At 42.4% G+C, this 17,828-nt stretch carries 14 protein-coding genes, 1 tRNA gene and 2 rRNA genes; 2 read left to right on the top strand and 15 right to left on the bottom strand.

Features of this window, described 5'->3' with window-relative positions:
* Positions 1 to 52 precede the first annotated feature (52 nt).
* The 12 genes from V471_RS03180 to V471_RS03125 form a co-directional block, all read right to left on the bottom strand.
* Positions 53 to 2,952: ribosomal RNA gene (locus V471_RS03180) — 23S ribosomal RNA — on the bottom strand.
* Between the two features lie 146 nt (positions 2,953 to 3,098).
* Positions 3,099 to 3,171 (bottom strand) — tRNA-Ala (locus V471_RS03175).
* A 54-nt stretch (positions 3,172 to 3,225) separates the two neighbouring features.
* A 16S ribosomal RNA gene (locus V471_RS03170) occupies positions 3,226 to 4,773 on the bottom strand.
* Together the 16S and 23S rRNA genes with 1 tRNA gene alongside form the textbook arrangement of a ribosomal RNA operon.
* A 421-nt stretch (positions 4,774 to 5,194) precedes the next feature.
* Positions 5,195 to 5,593 carry a transcriptional regulator Spx gene (gene spx / locus V471_RS03165; protein WP_002886328.1) on the bottom strand — a complete coding sequence of 133 codons (399 nt, stop codon included), beginning with the start codon at positions 5,591 to 5,593 and terminating at the stop codon, positions 5,195 to 5,197.
* Positions 5,594 to 5,730: 137 nt separating this feature from the next.
* Positions 5,731 to 6,717: an IS30 family transposase gene (locus tag V471_RS03160; RefSeq protein WP_084871100.1), complete on the bottom strand. Its 987-nt coding sequence runs from the start codon at positions 6,715 to 6,717 to the stop codon at positions 5,731 to 5,733.
* A gap of 130 nt (positions 6,718 to 6,847) precedes the next feature.
* A complete protein-coding gene (gene recA / locus V471_RS03155) occupies positions 6,848 to 7,987 on the bottom strand; it encodes a recombinase RecA (protein WP_014633715.1) in 1,140 nt (379 codons plus the stop codon).
* Positions 7,988 to 8,022: 35 nt separating this feature from the next.
* Entirely contained in the window at positions 8,023 to 9,294 is a 1,272-nt protein-coding gene (locus tag V471_RS03150) for a competence/damage-inducible protein A (RefSeq protein WP_084871099.1), read from the bottom strand.
* A 96-nt stretch (positions 9,295 to 9,390) separates the two neighbouring features.
* Positions 9,391 to 9,945: a DNA-3-methyladenine glycosylase I gene (locus V471_RS03145; RefSeq protein WP_084871098.1), complete on the bottom strand. Its 555-nt coding sequence runs from the start codon at positions 9,943 to 9,945 to the stop codon at positions 9,391 to 9,393.
* Positions 9,946 to 9,953: 8 nt separating this feature from the next.
* Positions 9,954 to 10,544, bottom strand: coding sequence for a Holliday junction branch migration protein RuvA (ruvA, locus tag V471_RS03140; RefSeq protein ID WP_004181981.1), 591 nt, complete (start codon positions 10,542 to 10,544; stop codon positions 9,954 to 9,956).
* Between the two features lie 157 nt (positions 10,545 to 10,701).
* Complete coding sequence (locus V471_RS03135; protein ID WP_002886321.1) at positions 10,702 to 10,923, bottom strand: hypothetical protein; 222 nt, start codon at positions 10,921 to 10,923, stop codon at positions 10,702 to 10,704.
* 130 nt (positions 10,924 to 11,053) lie between these two features.
* Positions 11,054 to 12,997, bottom strand: a complete 1,944-nt coding sequence (gene mutL, locus V471_RS03130) for a DNA mismatch repair endonuclease MutL (RefSeq protein ID WP_084869677.1) — start codon at positions 12,995 to 12,997, stop codon at positions 11,054 to 11,056.
* A 49-nt stretch (positions 12,998 to 13,046) separates the two neighbouring features.
* A complete protein-coding gene (locus tag V471_RS03125) occupies positions 13,047 to 13,352 on the bottom strand; it encodes a hypothetical protein (protein WP_002886319.1) in 306 nt (101 codons plus the stop codon).
* Positions 13,353 to 13,530: 178 nt separating this feature from the next.
* Between V471_RS03125 and V471_RS03120 the strand changes: the two genes are divergently transcribed.
* Positions 13,531 to 13,968 carry a LytTR family DNA-binding domain-containing protein gene (locus V471_RS03120; RefSeq protein ID WP_014633775.1) on the top strand — a complete coding sequence of 146 codons (438 nt, stop codon included), beginning with the start codon at positions 13,531 to 13,533 and terminating at the stop codon, positions 13,966 to 13,968.
* Positions 13,965 to 14,420 (top strand): DUF3021 domain-containing protein, encoded by a 456-nt coding sequence (locus tag V471_RS03115; protein WP_084871097.1) that lies wholly within the window; start codon positions 13,965 to 13,967, stop codon positions 14,418 to 14,420. Before V471_RS03120 ends, V471_RS03115 begins: the two co-directional genes overlap by 4 nt.
* 33 nt (positions 14,421 to 14,453) lie before the next feature.
* Here V471_RS03115 and mutS read toward each other — a convergent pair whose 3' ends face one another.
* The 3 genes from mutS to argR are packed head-to-tail and all read right to left on the bottom strand — an operon-like array spanning position 14,454 to position 17,792.
* Entirely contained in the window at positions 14,454 to 17,012 is a 2,559-nt protein-coding gene (gene mutS / locus V471_RS03110) for a DNA mismatch repair protein MutS (RefSeq protein WP_084871096.1), read from the bottom strand.
* Positions 17,005 to 17,364, bottom strand: a complete 360-nt coding sequence (locus tag V471_RS03105; protein WP_084871095.1) for a YlbF family regulator — start codon at positions 17,362 to 17,364, stop codon at positions 17,005 to 17,007. Before V471_RS03105 ends, mutS begins: the two co-directional genes overlap by 8 nt.
* Complete coding sequence (gene argR, locus V471_RS03100) at positions 17,364 to 17,792, bottom strand: arginine repressor (protein ID WP_172453860.1); 429 nt, start codon at positions 17,790 to 17,792, stop codon at positions 17,364 to 17,366. Before argR ends, V471_RS03105 begins: the two co-directional genes overlap by 1 nt.
* Between the last annotated feature and the right edge of the window lie 36 nt (positions 17,793 to 17,828).

The following is a 17,828-nucleotide window of genomic DNA, read 5'->3' as shown; positions in this document are numbered from 1 at the left end:
CTATACTGTATCAAGAAACCAAATCGTTGTCAATATGTCTCAGTTACTTTCTTTGGATAAGTCCTCGAGCTATTAGTATTAGTCCGCTACATGTGTCACCACACTTCCACTTCTAACCTATCAACCTGATCATCTCTCAGGGCTCTTACTGATATAAAATCATGGGAAATCTCATCTTGAGGTGGGCTTCACACTTAGATGCTTTCAGCGTTTATCCCTTCCCTACATAGCTACCCAGCGATGCTCTTGGCAGAACAACTGGTACACCAGCGGTAAGTCCACTCTGGTCCTCTCGTACTAGGAGCAGATCCTCTCAAATTTCCTACGCCCGCGACGGATAGGGACCGAACTGTCTCACGACGTTCTGAACCCAGCTCGCGTGCCGCTTTAATGGGCGAACAGCCCAACCCTTGGGACCGACTACAGCCCCAGGATGCGACGAGCCGACATCGAGGTGCCAAACCTCCCCGTCGATGTGAACTCTTGGGGGAGATAAGCCTGTTATCCCCAGGGTAGCTTTTATCCGTTGAGCGATGGCCCTTCCATGCGGAACCACCGGATCACTAAGCCCGACTTTCGTCCCTGCTCGAGTTGTAACTCTCGCAGTCAAGCTCCCTTATACCTTTACACTCTGCGAATGATTTCCAACCATTCTGAGGGAACCTTTGGGCGCCTCCGTTACCTTTTAGGAGGCGACCGCCCCAGTCAAACTGCCCGTCAGACACTGTCTCCGATAGGGATAACCTATCTGGGTTAGAGTAGCCATAACACAAGGGTAGTATCCCAACAACGCCTCACTCGAAACTGGCGTCCCGAGGTCATAGGCTCCTACCTATCCTGTACATGTGGTACAGATACTCAATATCAAACTGCAGTAAAGCTCCATGGGGTCTTTCCGTCCTGTCGCGGGTAACCTGCATCTTCACAGGTACTAAAATTTCACCGAGTCTCTCGTTGAGACAGTGCCCAAATCATTACGCCTTTCGTGCGGGTCGGAACTTACCCGACAAGGAATTTCGCTACCTTAGGACCGTTATAGTTACGGCCGCCGTTTACTGGGGCTTCAATTCATACCTTCGCTATTGCTAAGCACTCCTCTTAACCTTCCAGCACCGGGCAGGCGTCACCCCCTATACATCATCTTACGATTTAGCAGAGAGCTGTGTTTTTGATAAACAGTTGCTTGGGCCTATTCACTGCGGCTGACCATAAGTCAGCGCCCCTTCTCCCGAAGTTACGGGGCCATTTTGCCGAGTTCCTTAACGAGAGTTCTCTCGCTCACCTGAGGCTACTCGCCTCGACTACCTGTGTCGGTTTGCGGTACGGGTAGAGTATAATTAACGCTAGAAGCTTTTCTCGGCAGTGTGACATCACTAACTTCGCTACTAAACTTCGCTCCCCATCACAGCTCAATGTTATAGATATAAGCATTTGACTCATATCACACCTCACTGCTTGGCCAGACACTTCCAATCGTCTGGTTTAGTTAGCCTACTGCGTCCCTCCATCACTATATACTCTAGTACAGGAATATCAACCTGTTGTCCATCGGATACACCTTTCGGTCTCTCCTTAGGTCCCGACTAACCCAGGGCGGACGAGCCTTCCCCTGGAAACCTTAGTCTTACGGTGGACAGGATTCTCACCTGTCTTTCGCTACTCATACCGGCATTCTCACTTCTATGCGCTCCAGCACTCCTCACGGTACACCTTCTTCGCACATAGAACGCTCTCCTACCATACCTATAAAGGTATCCACAGCTTCGGTAATATGTTTTAGCCCCGGTACATTTTCGGCGCAGGGTCACTCGACTAGTGAGCTATTACGCACTCTTTGAATGAATAGCTGCTTCTAAGCTAACATCCTAGTTGTCTGTGCAACCCCACATCCTTTTCCACTTAACATATATTTTGGGACCTTAGCTGGTGGTCTGGGCTGTTTCCCTTTCGACTACGGATCTTAGCACTCGCAGTCTGACTGCCGATTATATCTCGTTGGCATTCGGAGTTTATCTGAGATTGGTAATCCGGGATGGACCCCTCACCCAAACAGTGCTCTACCTCCAAGAGACTTAACATCGACGCTAGCCCTAAAGCTATTTCGGAGAGAACCAGCTATCTCCAAGTTCGTTTGGAATTTCTCCGCTACCCACAAGTCATCCAAGCACTTTTCAACGTGCCCTGGTTCGGTCCTCCAGTGAGTTTTACCTCACCTTCAACCTGCTCATGGGTAGGTCACATGGTTTCGGGTCTACGACATGATACTAATACGCCCTATTAAGACTCGGTTTCCCTACGGCTCCGTCTCTTCAACTTAACCTCGCATCATATCGTAACTCGCCGGTTCATTCTACAAAAGGCACGCTCTCACCCATTAACGGGCTCGAACTTGTTGTAGGCACACGGTTTCAGGTTCTATTTCACTCCCCTCCCGGGGTGCTTTTCACCTTTCCCTCACGGTACTGGTTCACTATCGGTCACTAGAGAGTATTTAGGGTTGGGAGATGGTCCTCCCAGATTCCGACGAGATTTCTCGTGTCTCGCCGTACTCAGGATACTGCTAGGTATAAAGACTATTTCGAATACGAGGCTATTACTCTCTTTGGCCTACCTTCCCAGGTAGTTCTTCTATAATCTTTAAGTCCACGTTGCAGTCCTACAACCCCGAAGAGTAAACTCTTCGGTTTGCCCTCTTGCCGTTTCGCTCGCCGCTACTAAGGCAATCGCTTTTGCTTTCTCTTCCTGCAGCTACTTAGATGTTTCAGTTCACTGCGTCTTCCTCTACATTACCTTAACAGTAATGAGTGACAGGCATTACCTGCCGGGTTCCCCCATTCGGACATCTCTGGATCATTGCTCACTTACAGCTCCCCAAAGCATTTCGTCGTTAGTCACGTCCTTCATCGGCTTCTAGTGCCAAGGCATCCACCGTGCGCCCTTATTAACTTAACCTTATTTTGGTCTTTCGACCTAACTCATTAAATATTCACAGCGTTTCGGTTTATTTTCTTGTTACTATCTATATGTAATTAATTACATATGGAATTTGATATAGATATTCAATTTTCAATGGACAATACTTGAATCTTGCGATTCAATGGAGCCTAGCGGGATCGAACCGCTGACCTCCTGCGTGCAAAGCAGGCGCTCTCCCAGCTGAGCTAAGGCCCCACAAGACCTCTCAAAACTAAATAAGAAACTCAAGTACATTCCGTTTTTCCTTAGAAAGGAGGTGATCCAGCCGCACCTTCCGATACGGCTACCTTGTTACGACTTCACCCCAATCATCTATCCCACCTTAGGCGGCTGGCTCCAAAAGGTTACCTCACCGACTTCGGGTGTTACAAACTCTCGTGGTGTGACGGGCGGTGTGTACAAGGCCCGGGAACGTATTCACCGCGGCGTGCTGATCCGCGATTACTAGCGATTCCGACTTCATGTAGGCGAGTTGCAGCCTACAATCCGAACTGAGATTGGCTTTAAGAGATTAGCTTGCCGTCACCGACTCGCAACTCGTTGTACCAACCATTGTAGCACGTGTGTAGCCCAGGTCATAAGGGGCATGATGATTTGACGTCATCCCCACCTTCCTCCGGTTTATTACCGGCAGTCTCGCTAGAGTGCCCAACTGAATGATGGCAACTAACAATAGGGGTTGCGCTCGTTGCGGGACTTAACCCAACATCTCACGACACGAGCTGACGACAACCATGCACCACCTGTCACCGATGTACCGAAGTAACTTTCTATCTCTAGAAATAGCATCGGGATGTCAAGACCTGGTAAGGTTCTTCGCGTTGCTTCGAATTAAACCACATGCTCCACCGCTTGTGCGGGCCCCCGTCAATTCCTTTGAGTTTCAACCTTGCGGTCGTACTCCCCAGGCGGAGTGCTTAATGCGTTAGCTGCGGCACTGAATCCCGGAAAGGATCCAACACCTAGCACTCATCGTTTACGGCGTGGACTACCAGGGTATCTAATCCTGTTCGCTCCCCACGCTTTCGAGCCTCAGCGTCAGTTACAGACCAGAGAGCCGCTTTCGCCACCGGTGTTCCTCCATATATCTACGCATTTCACCGCTACACATGGAATTCCACTCTCCCCTTCTGCACTCAAGTTTGACAGTTTCCAAAGCGAACTATGGTTGAGCCACAGCCTTTAACTTCAGACTTATCAAACCGCCTGCGCTCGCTTTACGCCCAATAAATCCGGACAACGCTCGGGACCTACGTATTACCGCGGCTGCTGGCACGTAGTTAGCCGTCCCTTTCTGGTAAGCTACCGTCACAGTGTGAACTTTCCACTCTCACACTCGTTCTTGACTTACAACAGAGCTTTACGATCCGAAAACCTTCTTCACTCACGCGGCGTTGCTCGGTCAGGGTTGCCCCCATTGCCGAAGATTCCCTACTGCTGCCTCCCGTAGGAGTCTGGGCCGTGTCTCAGTCCCAGTGTGGCCGATCACCCTCTCAGGTCGGCTATGTATCGTCGCCTAGGTGAGCCGTTACCTCACCTACTAGCTAATACAACGCAGGTCCATCTTGTAGTGGAGCATTTGCCCCTTTCAAATAAATGACATGGGTCATCCATTGTTATGCGGTATTAGCTATCGTTTCCAATAGTTATCCCCCGCTACAAGGCAGGTTACCTACGCGTTACTCACCCGTTCGCAACTCATCCAAGAAGAGCAAGCTCCTCTCTTCAGCGTTCTACTTGCATGTATTAGGCACGCCGCCAGCGTTCGTCCTGAGCCAGGATCAAACTCTCATTAAAAAATTTAATAATTGTTCGAGCGTTAACTCATTACCGTCGTCTGACGATTTATTCTTGTAAATTGACAGGTTATAATTTCTTCTATAACCCTGCACTTGGTTTCTTATTCAGTTCTCAAAGGTCTTTGTCTCTCTTAAGACAACTTCTATATTCTAGCAAATTTAGAATGCCTTGTCAACACTTTTTTTGAAGTTTTTTTTCACTTCTCGTGTCCGCTGTCTCTCGCGAAACAGCTTATTTATAATATCATCTCTGACCTGTCTTGTCAATAACTTTTTTAAAGTTTTTCAAACTTTTTGTTACTGGACAATTTCCTTAAGACTTTATTAGTCTATCAAGTTTGCGAACTAATGTCAATACTTATTTTCTATACCAGAGTAAACGTAAAAAGAAGATCGCAAGTATCTCCTTTTTTACTTTTTTATAGAGCTGCGCGCATGCGTGCTTGTGAATTTTCGACATTTCGTATTGAACGTGGTAAGAAAGCACGGATATCATCTTCCTTATAACCCACTTGCAATCTCTTATCATCAATTAAGATTGGACTCTTCAAGATTCTTGGGTTTTCTTGAATCAAATCAATCACTTCACTGACACTGAGCTCGTCGATATCACAATTTAGAGCTTTAGCATAGCGATTTTTTGATGAAACAATACTCTCAACACCATTCTCTGTTTTTGATAGGATGTTTAAGATTTCTTCTTTTGTAAGTGGTTCTTTACCAAGGTTTTGTTCTTTATAAGGAAGTTGATGGTTGTTCAACCATGTTTTTGCTTTTTTACAACTTGTACAACTTGAGATTGTATAAATCTTAATCATGTTAATTCTCTCTTTCTGTCACATGATACTATTATCTTATCACTGTCCTTGATTTAAGAAATCGGTCTAGCGACCTATTTTGAATCTTGGTGACTTTTTTCAATTACCATAGACCGTTTTTTATTTAGCTTGAATTGTCAAATTAAGTGCATACTTTCCCCATAGAATACTTCATAAGGTGTTTTCCAGTTAAGACATTTTCGTGGCCTATTATTAAGTTTGTTCTCCCATAGCTGAATAGTCTGATCATCAACCAATGTTAGATCACTACCCTTTGGAAAATATTCTCTAAGTAATCCATTCGTGTTCTCATTGGTTCCTCGTTGCCATGGAGCATGAGGGTCAGGAAAATAGACTTCAATGTTCAATTGATCACTCAATTTCTGATGATACGTGAATTCTTTCCCTCTATCAGGAGTTACTGTATACTTCGTCAAGGGTTCTAACATTTTTACCATAGCTTCTATTACCAACTTGCTTTTCTTAACAGCTACCTTTTTGATTTTTAGAAAACGAGAATAACGGTCTGTTAGAGTCACTAAACAAGCTTTTCCAGTTTTACCTGCAACAGTATCGGCTTCCCAATCTCCTATTCTAGTTCGATTATTAGCTTCTTCTGGTCTTTCGTGAATTGTATGAGAAATGGATATTTTCCCTCTATTTTCAACATGACCTTTAGTATGACGTGTTTTCCCACGATGACGAAGTTTACGAATGACACCACGAGCACCATGAGATAGTGAGTTATCATCAAAATGACCTCTGTAAATGGCTCTATAGATTGTTTGATAACTAATAACAGTTTTTCCATACTCTATTCGCAACCGACCTTCTATTTCTTCAGGAGACCATTGGTAATTGAGAAATAGATGTTTGACGGTATTGCTTAAATTGTGATCTATTTCAAGCATACGTTTTCGTCCACAGTGTGATTTAGCCATATGGTAAGATTCCTGTGCATGACTTGGAGAATAGCTTCCTTCTTTTAGATGCCGCTTCCACTCACGACTAATACTAGATGGATGACGATGAAGTAACTTAGCAATTTGAGAAAAATTTAGGCCTTGCGTACGGTAAATGAGAATACTTTCACTCTCGTCTATGGTAAAATGATGGTAGCTCATAAGATTTCCTTTCGTAACTAGTTCGTTCAATTCTATTTTACTAGAAAATCTTATGAGTTTTTATTGTGCACTTATATTGTATATTCAAGAGATTAAAACAGAAAAAAAGAGCTCGTCGGCTCTTTTACACTTATTCTTCAATTTCAATGGTTGAATCTAGGTCTAAAACAAGTTCATCAGATGTTTCTTCAACTTGTGCTTCTTCAACAATATCCTCTTCATCTGGTTCAATCAAACCATAGTGTACACGTACTTTATGATCAATTTCTTCAAAAATTTCTGGATGATCTGCCAAATATTTTTTAGCATTTTCAGATCCTTGACCAATCTTCTCTCCATTGTATGAGAACCACGCTCCAGCTTTTTGAATAATGCCTAAGTCACTAGCGATTTTTACAAGCTCACCTGTTTGTGAAATCCCTTCACCATACATAATTTCAACAAAGGCTTCTTTAAATGGTGGAGCAACCTTGTTTTTAACAACCTTAATTTTAGTTTCCTTACCAACATTTTGGTCTTTTTTATCACCAGTCCCTTTGATTTGCGTATTTCCACGTACATCAAGACGTACTGATGCATAGAATTTTAGAGCACGTCCACCAGGGGTTGTTTCTGGATTACCAAACATAATACCAACTTTTTCACGCAATTGGTTAATGAAGATAGCAATTGTTTTTGTTTTGTTGATAGAAGCAGAAAGCTTACGCATGGCTTGACTCATCATACGCGCTTGAAGTCCGACATGGCTGTCACCAATATCTCCATCAATTTCTGCACGAGGTACCAAAGCTGCAACTGAGTCAACAACAACCAAATCAACTGCACCAGAGTCAATCAGCTTACCGGCAATTTCGAGACCTTGTTCACCTGAATCAGGTTGTGACAAAAGAAGCTCATCAATATTAACACCTAGGGCTGCCGCATAAGCAGGGTCAAGGGCATGCTCTGCATCGATAAAGGCAGCAATTCCGCCTTCTTTTTGTGTTTGAGCAACAGCATGGAGGGCTACAGTTGTCTTACCTGATGATTCTGGTCCGTAAATTTCAATAATACGACCTTTAGGATAACCACCTGCACCAAGAGCAATATCCAAAGCTAGCGAGCCTGAACTCATAACTTGAACTTTCTGCTCTGCACGCTCACCAAGACGCATCACTGCACCTTTACCAAAATCTTTTTCAATATTCTTCAAAGCATCATCAAGTGCTTTACGACGCTCATCTCCAAATTTCTTTGTAATTTCTTCTGTTTTCTTTGTTTTCTTAGCCACTTATTTTCCTCTTCTTTCTATAGTTAAAGACAAACTTAAATCAAGTTGTCTTCTTGTAATAAAGCTTGGCGAACTAGGTTAAAGGCATAGAGGGTACTAATATATCTAACATCAGAACGACTTCTTCCACCTATAACAACCTTGATTGACCTTACTTGATTCCTATCAGCAATACCAATAAATACCGTACCTGCTGGGTGTCCTTCTAATGAATCTGGTCCAGCTACACCGGTAAGTGCAACTCCATAATCGCTATCTGTTTTAGCTCGAGCACCTTCAGCCATTTTTTCTGCAGTAAAATGACTGACAACACCATGTTCTTCTAGTTGCGACAAGGGAATATCCAACATTTTAGCTTTTTCTTCAATGCTATAAGTAACAAATCCACCTTTAAATACTTGTGAGGCCCCTGAAAAATCAGCAATACTAGCCTGAAATAAACCTGCTGTTAGGCTTTCAGCTGCAGTGATGGTCTTGCCATGGTGCTTAAGCAAACGAAAAGCTTCAAAGGCTAAACTATTAGACTCTCCATATCCATAAATGAAATCAGATAAGGATTTGCCATCTAGAGTTTTAGTCGAACGAATTTGTTTTTCTAAAACATCTAGTTTTTGATCTGCTTCTTCTTGCGAAGAAGCCTTCGTTGACAAGCGAAGTGTTACTTCCCCCACTTTAGCGTATGGAGCTATGGTTGGATCTGTTTGGTTAACAATAAAATCCTTAAGAACAGTCACTAATTGACTTTCTCCAACGCCGAAGAATCTTAGGACTCTCGAATAAAGACTTGAGTGATTCTCAGTAAGAGCTGGAATAAGTTCTTGATTCACCATAGGTTTGAGTTCACTTGGTGGACCAGGTAAGACTACATAGGTCACCCCTTGAGCAGTAATAATCCCTCCAACTGCAAGACCTGTCGGGTTTTGCAAGGGAATAGCTCCCTCAACAATTTGTGCTTGACGTTCATTATTAGGCGTTCGTGTGTGTTTAGGACGAGTAGCAAAGAAACTATCCAGTTTTTTACTAGCCTCCTCATCAAAAACGAGTTCTTTTCCTAAAAATTTAGCCAGTGTTTGCTTGGTTAGGTCGTCCTCAGTAGGGCCAAGTCCACCACAAAGAATGACTAAATCACTACGCTGACTGGCTTGATCAAGAACTGAAAGTAGGCGACTTTCATTGTCTCCTACTGCTGTGTGAAAGTACACGTCAATTCCTAGTTCAGCTAGTTTCTCAGATAAAAATTGGGCATTGGTATTGGTGATTTGCCCGGTTAGGATTTCAGTTCCTACTGCAATCAATTCAGCTTTCATTGGTTCACCTATATTATTATTCGTAAAATAATCTCAAAAACATGTTCGTTTATAAACTAACACGTTTTTCTCGTCTTGTCAATCAAATCTACTCATTTATTTGAAGTCACAGTTGTTTTCATGATCATTCACAAATCCTGCGGCTTGTAAAAATGAATATATAGTAGTCGGTCCTAAAAATTTGAACCCTCTCTTTTTTAGATTTTTGGCAATCTGTTGGGATAAGTCAGTTGATGATGGGACATCCTTATATGTGGGTACATTATTTATCAAGGGCTTTCCATCAAAGTAATGCCAAAAATAATGGGACAGAGAGCCAAATTCATCTTGGAGTTTTAGTACTTGTTTGGCATTATTTACGGTTGCTTCTAGCTTAAGTTTGTGCCTAATGATGTCTGGATTTTGAAGCGCATCTTCAAGTTCACTTAGACTAAACCGGGCAACACGCTCAATATCATAATCATGAAAAACATGATTAAAGGCCTGTCTTTTATTTAAAACGGTTAACCAAGAAAGCCCTGACTGATAACTTTCTAAGCAAAGCAGCTCAAAAAGTTTTTGGTCGTCACCAATAGGCTTTCCCCACTCCTTATCATGATAATCACAATATAATTTATTGTTTGTTGGAACCCAACGACAACGATTGACCATTGCTTACCTCATTTCATCAACATCTTAAGAGCTGATTTAATGTATTGCTCTGCCGTTTCATTAGTACCTTCGAAGAAGGCTTTGATTTTCTTAAGTTCTGCGGCTTTATAACCAAGAGCAAGCAAGGCTTCCATAGCCTCATCCAATTGATGATTCCCTTCAGGTTGACTTGGTGTCGTCTTGGTTGTTTCTGTTGGTAACTCTGCAAATTTCCCTGCCAAATCCAGAACCATTTGTTGAGCTGTCTTTTTACCAATCTTTGGAAACTTCATCAAGTACTTGATGTCACTATTATCAACAGCAGCAACCAAGCCTTGATTATCATCTACAGCAACAATGGCTAGGGCAGTCGTCGGACCTATTCCAGAAACTGAAATAAGCTTAAGGAAGACCTCTTTTTCATCTTCAGTATGAAAACCAAAAAGAAGGTGGGCATCATCTCTAATAACCTGATGAAGATAGACTTGGATAGTCTGATTCATTTGGTCAGAAAAACTATATGGATTCGCTACAGTGACAATATAACCTAAGCCGTTTGCTTCTATAACAATATACTTGGCGGTAATTTTCACTAGAGTTCCCTTGATGTAATCATACATAGCGTGTGATTTCCTTTCTCGTTCGTTTCTTCAATGGGTTGCTTTATCATTTTATACTCGTAAGATAATTGTCTTGAGTGTTTATTTTGTCATCTCAAGCACTGCTGTACTATTGTAACAAAAAATCCACTCGAAAGTGGATTCTGTTTGCTCTATTTTAAGGATGACTACTCGTCTTTAAAGTATCTGTAATCATCTTTAGACCTAATAGAATATATGTTACAACGCCTAAAGTAAAGGCAATGCTAGAAACATTTACGAGAGTATTCTCCAAACTTGGTTGACCTAACCAGGCCAAAATATAGAAAATCAAGCTAGTCGCTAAAAATGTTAAGCCAACAAGTAAAAAGTGTTTATTAGTTTTTGTTAGGTGTCTCATCACTATACCTCCTAACTTAAAAATCAGGCAATCATCCTACAATGATCCGCTAAAACATTAGAAGATTCCTCATCTTCACCACTATTATAAATCTAACATTCCTATTCGTAAAGCAAGACCAAAAAAAGTTTTAATACTTCCCTAGGTCACGTAGACTGGTATGATTTTCTTGGATACGACGGAACATTTTTTCCATATCAGACTTGGTAAAGTTGACAAGTACTGGACGTCCGTGAGGGCAATTGTAGGGATTTTTACACTGTGCAAGCTGTACTAGGAGGTCACGCGCAGAGTAATCATCAAGTGCATGATTGGCCTTGATTGAACGTTTACAACTCATCATGATGGCTAACTCAGCACGGTAGGTCTTGACAGACACTTCATTCGTCAAAAGAAGCATGTCACACATTTCATAGACTGCTGATTCAATCTCTTCTTCCTTCATCCAGATAGGATGTTCACGAAGAATGAAGGTATTATTCCCATAAGGCTCTAAATAGATACCAACCTGATTCAGAAGGGGCATTTTTTCTTGTAAACTAATGTAGTCTGAACCTGAAAATTCAAAGAGATAAGGAACCAAGAGCTGTTGTAAACTGCTGTCAACCTCACCGATCTTTTCACGATAGTACTCATACTTGACACGTTCTTGAGCAGCATGTTGGTCAATGATGTAAAGTCCACCTTGTCCTTGCGCAAAGAGATAGGTTCCATGCATTTGACCAAAAAACTCTAATTCAGGGAAGGTTGATGTTTCCTCATTATCCAGATTTTCAAGCATGCGCTTCATTTTCGACTTGTTTTTATAATCAAGTTTTTCGTGTTCGCTATCACCTTCATCTACTGAACGTTGTGCCTGTTTAACAGAAGGTTGCGGTTTATTTTCTACCGATGAAACTGGAGACTCTGACTCTGATACAAGAGGTTTGATATCTTCTTGGACTGTCTCTGGTTTGACAAAGAAATCATTACGACTGCTATCATAGTAAAGATTGGTTTGTTTGAGTGGAAGACTGGTTTGAACTGGCTTAGCTGCACCTCTGGTACTAGACTTGGCTAGATTTTCAAGGGCATCAGGAATCAAATCCTGCTCTCTAAGGCTTTGAGCAATGGCTGAGCTGATAAGGGCCATGAGCTCTTTTTCTTTAGAAATACGTACTTCCTGCTTGGTTGGGTGAACATTGACATCAGCCAAATAAGGATCAATCTGAATATCAATAACCGCAATAGGGAAGCGTCCTACCATGAGTTTAGAACCATAACCATCAAAAATAGCACGGTTAAGCAGGAAGTTTTTAATATAACGTCCGTTAATGAGAATCGTAATGTAGTTACGATTCGCACGGGTCAACTCAGGGAGACTAACATATCCAGAAACTTCAAAATCAAGGTCAGAATTTGAAATCTCCACCATTTTTTTAGCCGTTGTCAAACCATAAATACCAGCAATGGCTTGACGGAGGTCTCCAGTACCTGATGTCTGTGTCAACTGACGACCATCATTAAGCAGGGTAAAGGCAACCTCGGGATGAGCTAGACTCAGACGATTGACAACATCGACAATATGAGCCAACTCAGCCTGTAAACTCTTCATATACTTGAGACGAGCTGGGGTATTATAAAATAAGTTTTCAACGGTAATCTTTGTTCCAACTGGTGTTGAAATAGGGTCCTGACTCTCAATTTCTCCACCTTTAGCAACCAGTTTAGTCCCATAGGCTTCTCCATCCGCTGCTGTCACAATAGTTAGGTGGCTGATAGAAGCTATTGATGGTAGGGCCTCACCTCGAAAACCAAGGGTTCGAATACGAAAGAGATCTCCTTGATTTTTGATTTTACTTGTTGCATGACGGCGCAAACTCATGGCCACATCAGCTTGAGCCATTCCTTCACCATTGTCTGTGATTTGAATTTTTGAGAGACCTGATTCTTCAACTTCAATGGTAATCTGGGTGCTACCTGCATCAATAGCATTTTCCACCAACTCTTTGACAACACTAGCTGGACGCTCTACGACCTCACCAGCAGCAATCTGGTTGGCTAACACCTCAGGCAATTCGATGATTTTTGGCATAATTATTATTTTCCCTTCTAAAAGGTTGAGAGAACAATGTTTCTAACTGTTACTGATGCTTCCTATAAAGCCATAACTCACACACAACTGTTAGCCAAGATAAGGCTGTGGCTATAACAATCATATCCCCATGACGAAGGTTGAACCAAATGAGCCCAGAAAAAATCAAGAGGTAGATGACTTGGAAAATCCATTGGTAGGTTTTGGGTGAACTTGTCGAATCCATAAACTGCTTCACAAAGAAATAAAGCAAAAGCAAGTTCAGTGTTAGCGCCTTTTCAAAAGGTGTAAAAAAGCTCAAAATCAGACTGCAGGCAAGAAAAATTCCTGCTAGCCATTTCATTATAGATTTCATGTGATTACCTCGTCAGTACGTTTTCATTAAGTATAGGGGTTTTCGAAAATATTTTCAACCACTTAGACACCACATAGGACCACATAGACAAACGCTATTGCTGTGGACTAGTAAATAGTGTTTAATAAAGGTGTGAAAGGGAGGAGGCCTCCTCAATTACCAATAAGAAAGGATAGTTATGAAAATAAAAGTTCAGATTGACTCGGTATTTCAAGAAGAAATGTTGCAGATTCAGGCACCTAGTCGGACGCCCAAGATTCAGCAAGTGGTCGAGTTTGTCGAATCTTTGGATGATAACCAACGACTCAAAGGAAAAAAAGATGGCGAAACTTATTTCATCGAGTCTAATGCTATTTCCAGAATCTACATCGAAAATCGTCAAGTTCTAGCTGAAACTATTCAAGGAGAGTACCACTTAGGCTTACGTCTCTATCAAGTTTTAGAAAAACTGCCATCTTACTTTATCAAAATCTCACAATCAGAGATTGTCAACCTCAAAGAAATTGAACGCTTCAACATTACCCCTAACGGCCTCGTTGAAATTCACCTTAAAAACAAGGAAACCACCTACTCATCACGCCGTTACCTCAAAGCAATAAAGGAGAAATTACAATGAAAAAGCAACTTTTTAAATCAGGCACAAAGGGCATCCTTATCGGACTTGTCGTATCCATGATTATGTCTCTTATCTGGGCACCAAGCTACATGCCACTAAATCCTCACTCAGCCATTGGACAATGGATGACGTCACATCAGGTTCACGGATCTTTGGTATTGGCCTACTGCCTCATCACTTGGTTTGCTATCGGTATCCTCTTTGAAGTCGCTAGTTATATTTTCCGTAAGGCTGAGTGGAGTTTACTTCGTGCAACCCTCACTCACTACGCCTTGACCTGTCTAGGTTTCATTCCACTAGCTACCCTCAGCGGATGGTTCCCTCTACGTTTAACTTTCTACTTGGAGCTAGTCATTGAATTCAGCCTTATCTATCTCCTCGTTTGGGTCTTCTCTTATTGGAAAATGAAAAAGGATATTGAACAACTCAACAAAGAATTGAAACACCTATAAAAGACAAGAAGCCTGTCAATCGACAAGCTTCTTTTATAGTTTCTGTTTTAAATCCGCTACAGCCATCATGACCTGCATCGGTGTCATATTGTAAATGTCCAAATCACGTAACTCTTGAAGAACCGGATTTTCAGTAAAATCATCAAAGAGAGAGATTTGCTCGTTGACATGTGTTTCAGTGGCTGGCTTCTCTTGAGGCGATACCTTTTCCTGAGGTCGGATGGTAACTGTCTCGCCCTCTAATTGTGTCAAGATGGTGTCAGCACGTTCCAGTAAATCTGCTGGTAAACCTGCAATCTTAGCTACATGAATACCATAAGATTTGTCAGCTGGGCCATCGACAATCTTGTGAAGGAAAGTCACCTCTCCGTCCTTTTCAAGTGTCGCCACATGAACGTTGACAAGGTGTGTCAAAGTATTTGACAGGGCTGTCAACTCATGATAATGGGTAGCAAACATGGTTTTAGCTCCTACCTTGTCATGAATAAACTCAATGATAGACTGAGCTAGAGCCATACCATCATAGGTGGCTGTCCCACGTCCCAACTCATCAAAAATAATCAAGGAATTAGGTGTCGCCCGCTTAATAGCCTGATTAGCTTCCATCATCTCAACCATGAAGGTTGACTGACCTGAAATCAGGTCATCTGCAGCACCAATACGTGTATAGATGGCATCAAAAACTGGCAAATCAATACTATCTGCTGGTACGTAAGAGCCCATCTGAGCCATAACGACTGACAAAGCCAACTGACGCATATAGGTAGATTTACCACTCATATTTGGCCCTGTGATGAGCTGAACATTGGTCTGACTGTCAAAGGTAATCGTGTTTGGAATGTATTCCTGAACACCCATAACCTTCTCAACCACCGCATGACGGCCTTGATCAATAACGATACGATGCTCATCATTGAACGCAGGACGAACATAATGATTCGTCTCTGCTGTAACTGCTAAACTCTGAAGCACATCGACTGTCGCAATGGCCTTAGCCAAAGATTGCAAACGGTCAATATAGCGTTCCACCTGCTCACGGACACGCATGAAAATATCATACTCTAGCGTTGATGATTTTTCACGTGCCTCAAGCATTTCACCTTCAATCTTAGCCAACTCAGCAGTTCCAAAACGCTCTGAATTTTTCAGGGTTGCCTTGCGGAAGAAATGGTCAGGAACCAAGCTAAGGTTAGAGTTGGTCACATGGAAGTAGTAACCATCTTTACGGTTATAATCAATTTTTAGTGTTGTAATACCAGACGCTTCACGTTCCTTGGCTTCGATATCCGCAATCCATGATGTCCCCTCACTCATCACCTTGCGATACTTGTCCAAGGTCTCATCAAAACCAGCACGGATAATGCCACCTTCTGTAATGGTTGCAGGAGCATCGGGATCAATAGCCGACCGAATCAGACTCTCTAATTCTGGCAGAGCATCTAGCTCTTGTAAAAGACGTGACAAGGCCTCGTCATCAAAAGACTCCAAAATCGCCTTAATAACTGGAACCTGAGCTAGGGTATGACCTAGCTGAATCAAATCTTTAGGATTAGCCTTTCCAAAGGAAACACGGCTGGCCAGGCGCTCAATATCGTAAACCCCTTTAAGACTCTCAGTCAGATCACTACGCTCGAAGAAATTGTCCAAGAAAACTTGGATAATATTCTGACGCTCCACGATTGCAGCCTGATTTACTAAAGGTCTATCAATCCAAGTACGTAAGAGACGCATTCCCATAGCTGTCTTGGTTTCATCCAAGAGCCAGAAAAGAGAACCATGTTTCTTACCTGTTCTAGCATTTTCCAGTAAATCCAAACTCGACTTGGTCGCATAGGACATCTGCAAGTAATCCTTAATCTCATAGTGCTGAGCTTTTTGTAAATGGCTGAGCTCACGCATCTGAGTACGGTGCACATACTGGAGAAGTTTACCCGCTACACTGCTTTCCAAATCTGTCAAGCTAGTGTCAATCAAGTGGACATCATCGTAAACCTCTGTTTCCTTGGAAAGTAGAAGGTTGAGTTGCTTCACCAAAATTTGTTCATCAGCTTCGGATAAATCATAACCAACCACTACTTCACGTGCCTTAAGGTTCTGAATTTCACTACAAACTGAACTGAAATCGTCCAACTCTGTCGCAAAAAATTCACCCGTTGACACATCCATATAGGCCAGGCCGAATCGACTTCCAGCCTTGTCAATAGCTACCAAGAAATTATTGGCATTATCAGGTTTAGAACTGTCAACCACTGTACCTGGCGTGATAACCTGAACCACCTCACGCTTAACCACACCAACAGCCTGTTTAGGGTCCTCCATCTGCTCAGCAATGGCTACCTTGTAGCCCATCTCAACCAAGACATCAATATAAGATTGAGCTGAATGATAAGGAACACCAGCCATAGGAATGGGATTATCGGCGTTCTTATTACGACTGGTTAGGCTAATTTCCAAAATCTGGGCAGCCTTAACGGCATCATCATAAAATAATTCGTAAAAATCACCCATACGGAAGAGCAAAAAAGCATCTGGATAATTTTCCTTGATATCCAAATACTGCTGCATTCCTGGAGATATTTTTTCCTTAGCCATGTCTTAACTCCTCGTTAATCCTTTCTTCGATAGACTTGGTCACATATTGGACCAAGTCACTGGCATCCTGCATTTTTTGACGGTAGTCTTGAACAATAGGCAAATTTTCCAACTCATGCTGAATCAAATCTGCCTGCTCACCTGCCTCCTCATAGGCACGTTGTTTCTCGATTTTTTGAAAAAGCACTGCTTCTTGTTGATAAGCCTTCATCTGTCCAGCTAGATGACTGATTTGAGGGACCTGTCCAATAGCTTTCTCAGCCTCTTGAAAAGCAAGAACCGCCTCATGGTGTTTGAGGAGGTCAATTAACTCTTCTTTGGCTTTTTGGAGATCCTGATGAGGAGTGTTCATCAGTGAAACTCGCTTTCCAGTTTTTCAGCAACCACAGCATCCTTACAGATTACCAAGAGGGTATCTGCGCCAGCAACAGTTCCTAAAATTTCAGGATTGCAATCACTGTCAATTAAGTTTGCCAAAACATCAGCTTCACCCAACTCTGTGTGGAGGACCAGCATAAACTGGGCACGGGAAACTGATTTAACATAGTCCTTAACCGTAGGATCCAAACTTGGAAGCACATGCTCAGACAAACTATAGTAGAGTCTGCCTTCTTCATCACGAAGCTTCAAGAGGCCAATCTCACGCAAGTCACGTGACAAGGTAGCCTGAGTAACTGTGATACCTTCCGCCTCTAGGCGTTGCTTAATTTCCTCTTGTGTCCCAATCTTATCTCTTGAAATCATCTGTTTGATAACAGCTTGACGATCTCTCTTCATTATCTTTCCTCTTTTTATGTATATTCTTTGCATATTATA

It is taken from the genome of Streptococcus salivarius (assembly GCF_002094975.1).
GTDB lineage: Bacteria > Bacillota > Bacilli > Lactobacillales > Streptococcaceae > Streptococcus > Streptococcus salivarius_D.
Note: the sequence above shows the minus strand (reverse complement) of the source record. Positions and strands in the feature narration are given on the sequence as shown.

Excerpts from the sequence above, each read along its gene's own strand:
- V471_RS03125 (WP_002886319.1), bottom strand. The coding sequence starts at position 13,352 with ATGAAATCTATAATGAAATGGCTAGCAGGAATTTTTCTTGCCTGCAGT.
- spx (WP_002886328.1), bottom strand. The coding sequence starts at position 5,593 with ATGATTAAGATTTATACAATCTCAAGTTGTACAAGTTGTAAAAAAGCA.
- V471_RS03150 (WP_084871099.1), bottom strand. The coding sequence starts at position 9,294 with ATGAAAGCTGAATTGATTGCAGTAGGAACTGAAATCCTAACCGGGCAA.
- V471_RS03105 (WP_084871095.1), bottom strand. The coding sequence starts at position 17,364 with ATGAACACTCCTCATCAGGATCTCCAAAAAGCCAAAGAAGAGTTAATT.
- V471_RS03120 (WP_014633775.1), top strand. The coding sequence starts at position 13,531 with ATGAAAATAAAAGTTCAGATTGACTCGGTATTTCAAGAAGAAATGTTG.
- mutS (WP_084871096.1), bottom strand. The coding sequence starts at position 17,012 with ATGGCTAAGGAAAAAATATCTCCAGGAATGCAGCAGTATTTGGATATC.
- V471_RS03160 (WP_084871100.1), bottom strand. The coding sequence starts at position 6,717 with ATGAGCTACCATCATTTTACCATAGACGAGAGTGAAAGTATTCTCATT.
- V471_RS03135 (WP_002886321.1), bottom strand. The coding sequence starts at position 10,923 with ATGAGACACCTAACAAAAACTAATAAACACTTTTTACTTGTTGGCTTA.
- V471_RS03115 (WP_084871097.1), top strand. The coding sequence starts at position 13,965 with ATGAAAAAGCAACTTTTTAAATCAGGCACAAAGGGCATCCTTATCGGA.
- ruvA (WP_004181981.1), bottom strand. The coding sequence starts at position 10,544 with ATGTATGATTACATCAAGGGAACTCTAGTGAAAATTACCGCCAAGTAT.
- mutL (WP_084869677.1), bottom strand. The coding sequence starts at position 12,997 with ATGCCAAAAATCATCGAATTGCCTGAGGTGTTAGCCAACCAGATTGCT.
- V471_RS03145 (WP_084871098.1), bottom strand. The coding sequence starts at position 9,945 with ATGGTCAATCGTTGTCGTTGGGTTCCAACAAACAATAAATTATATTGT.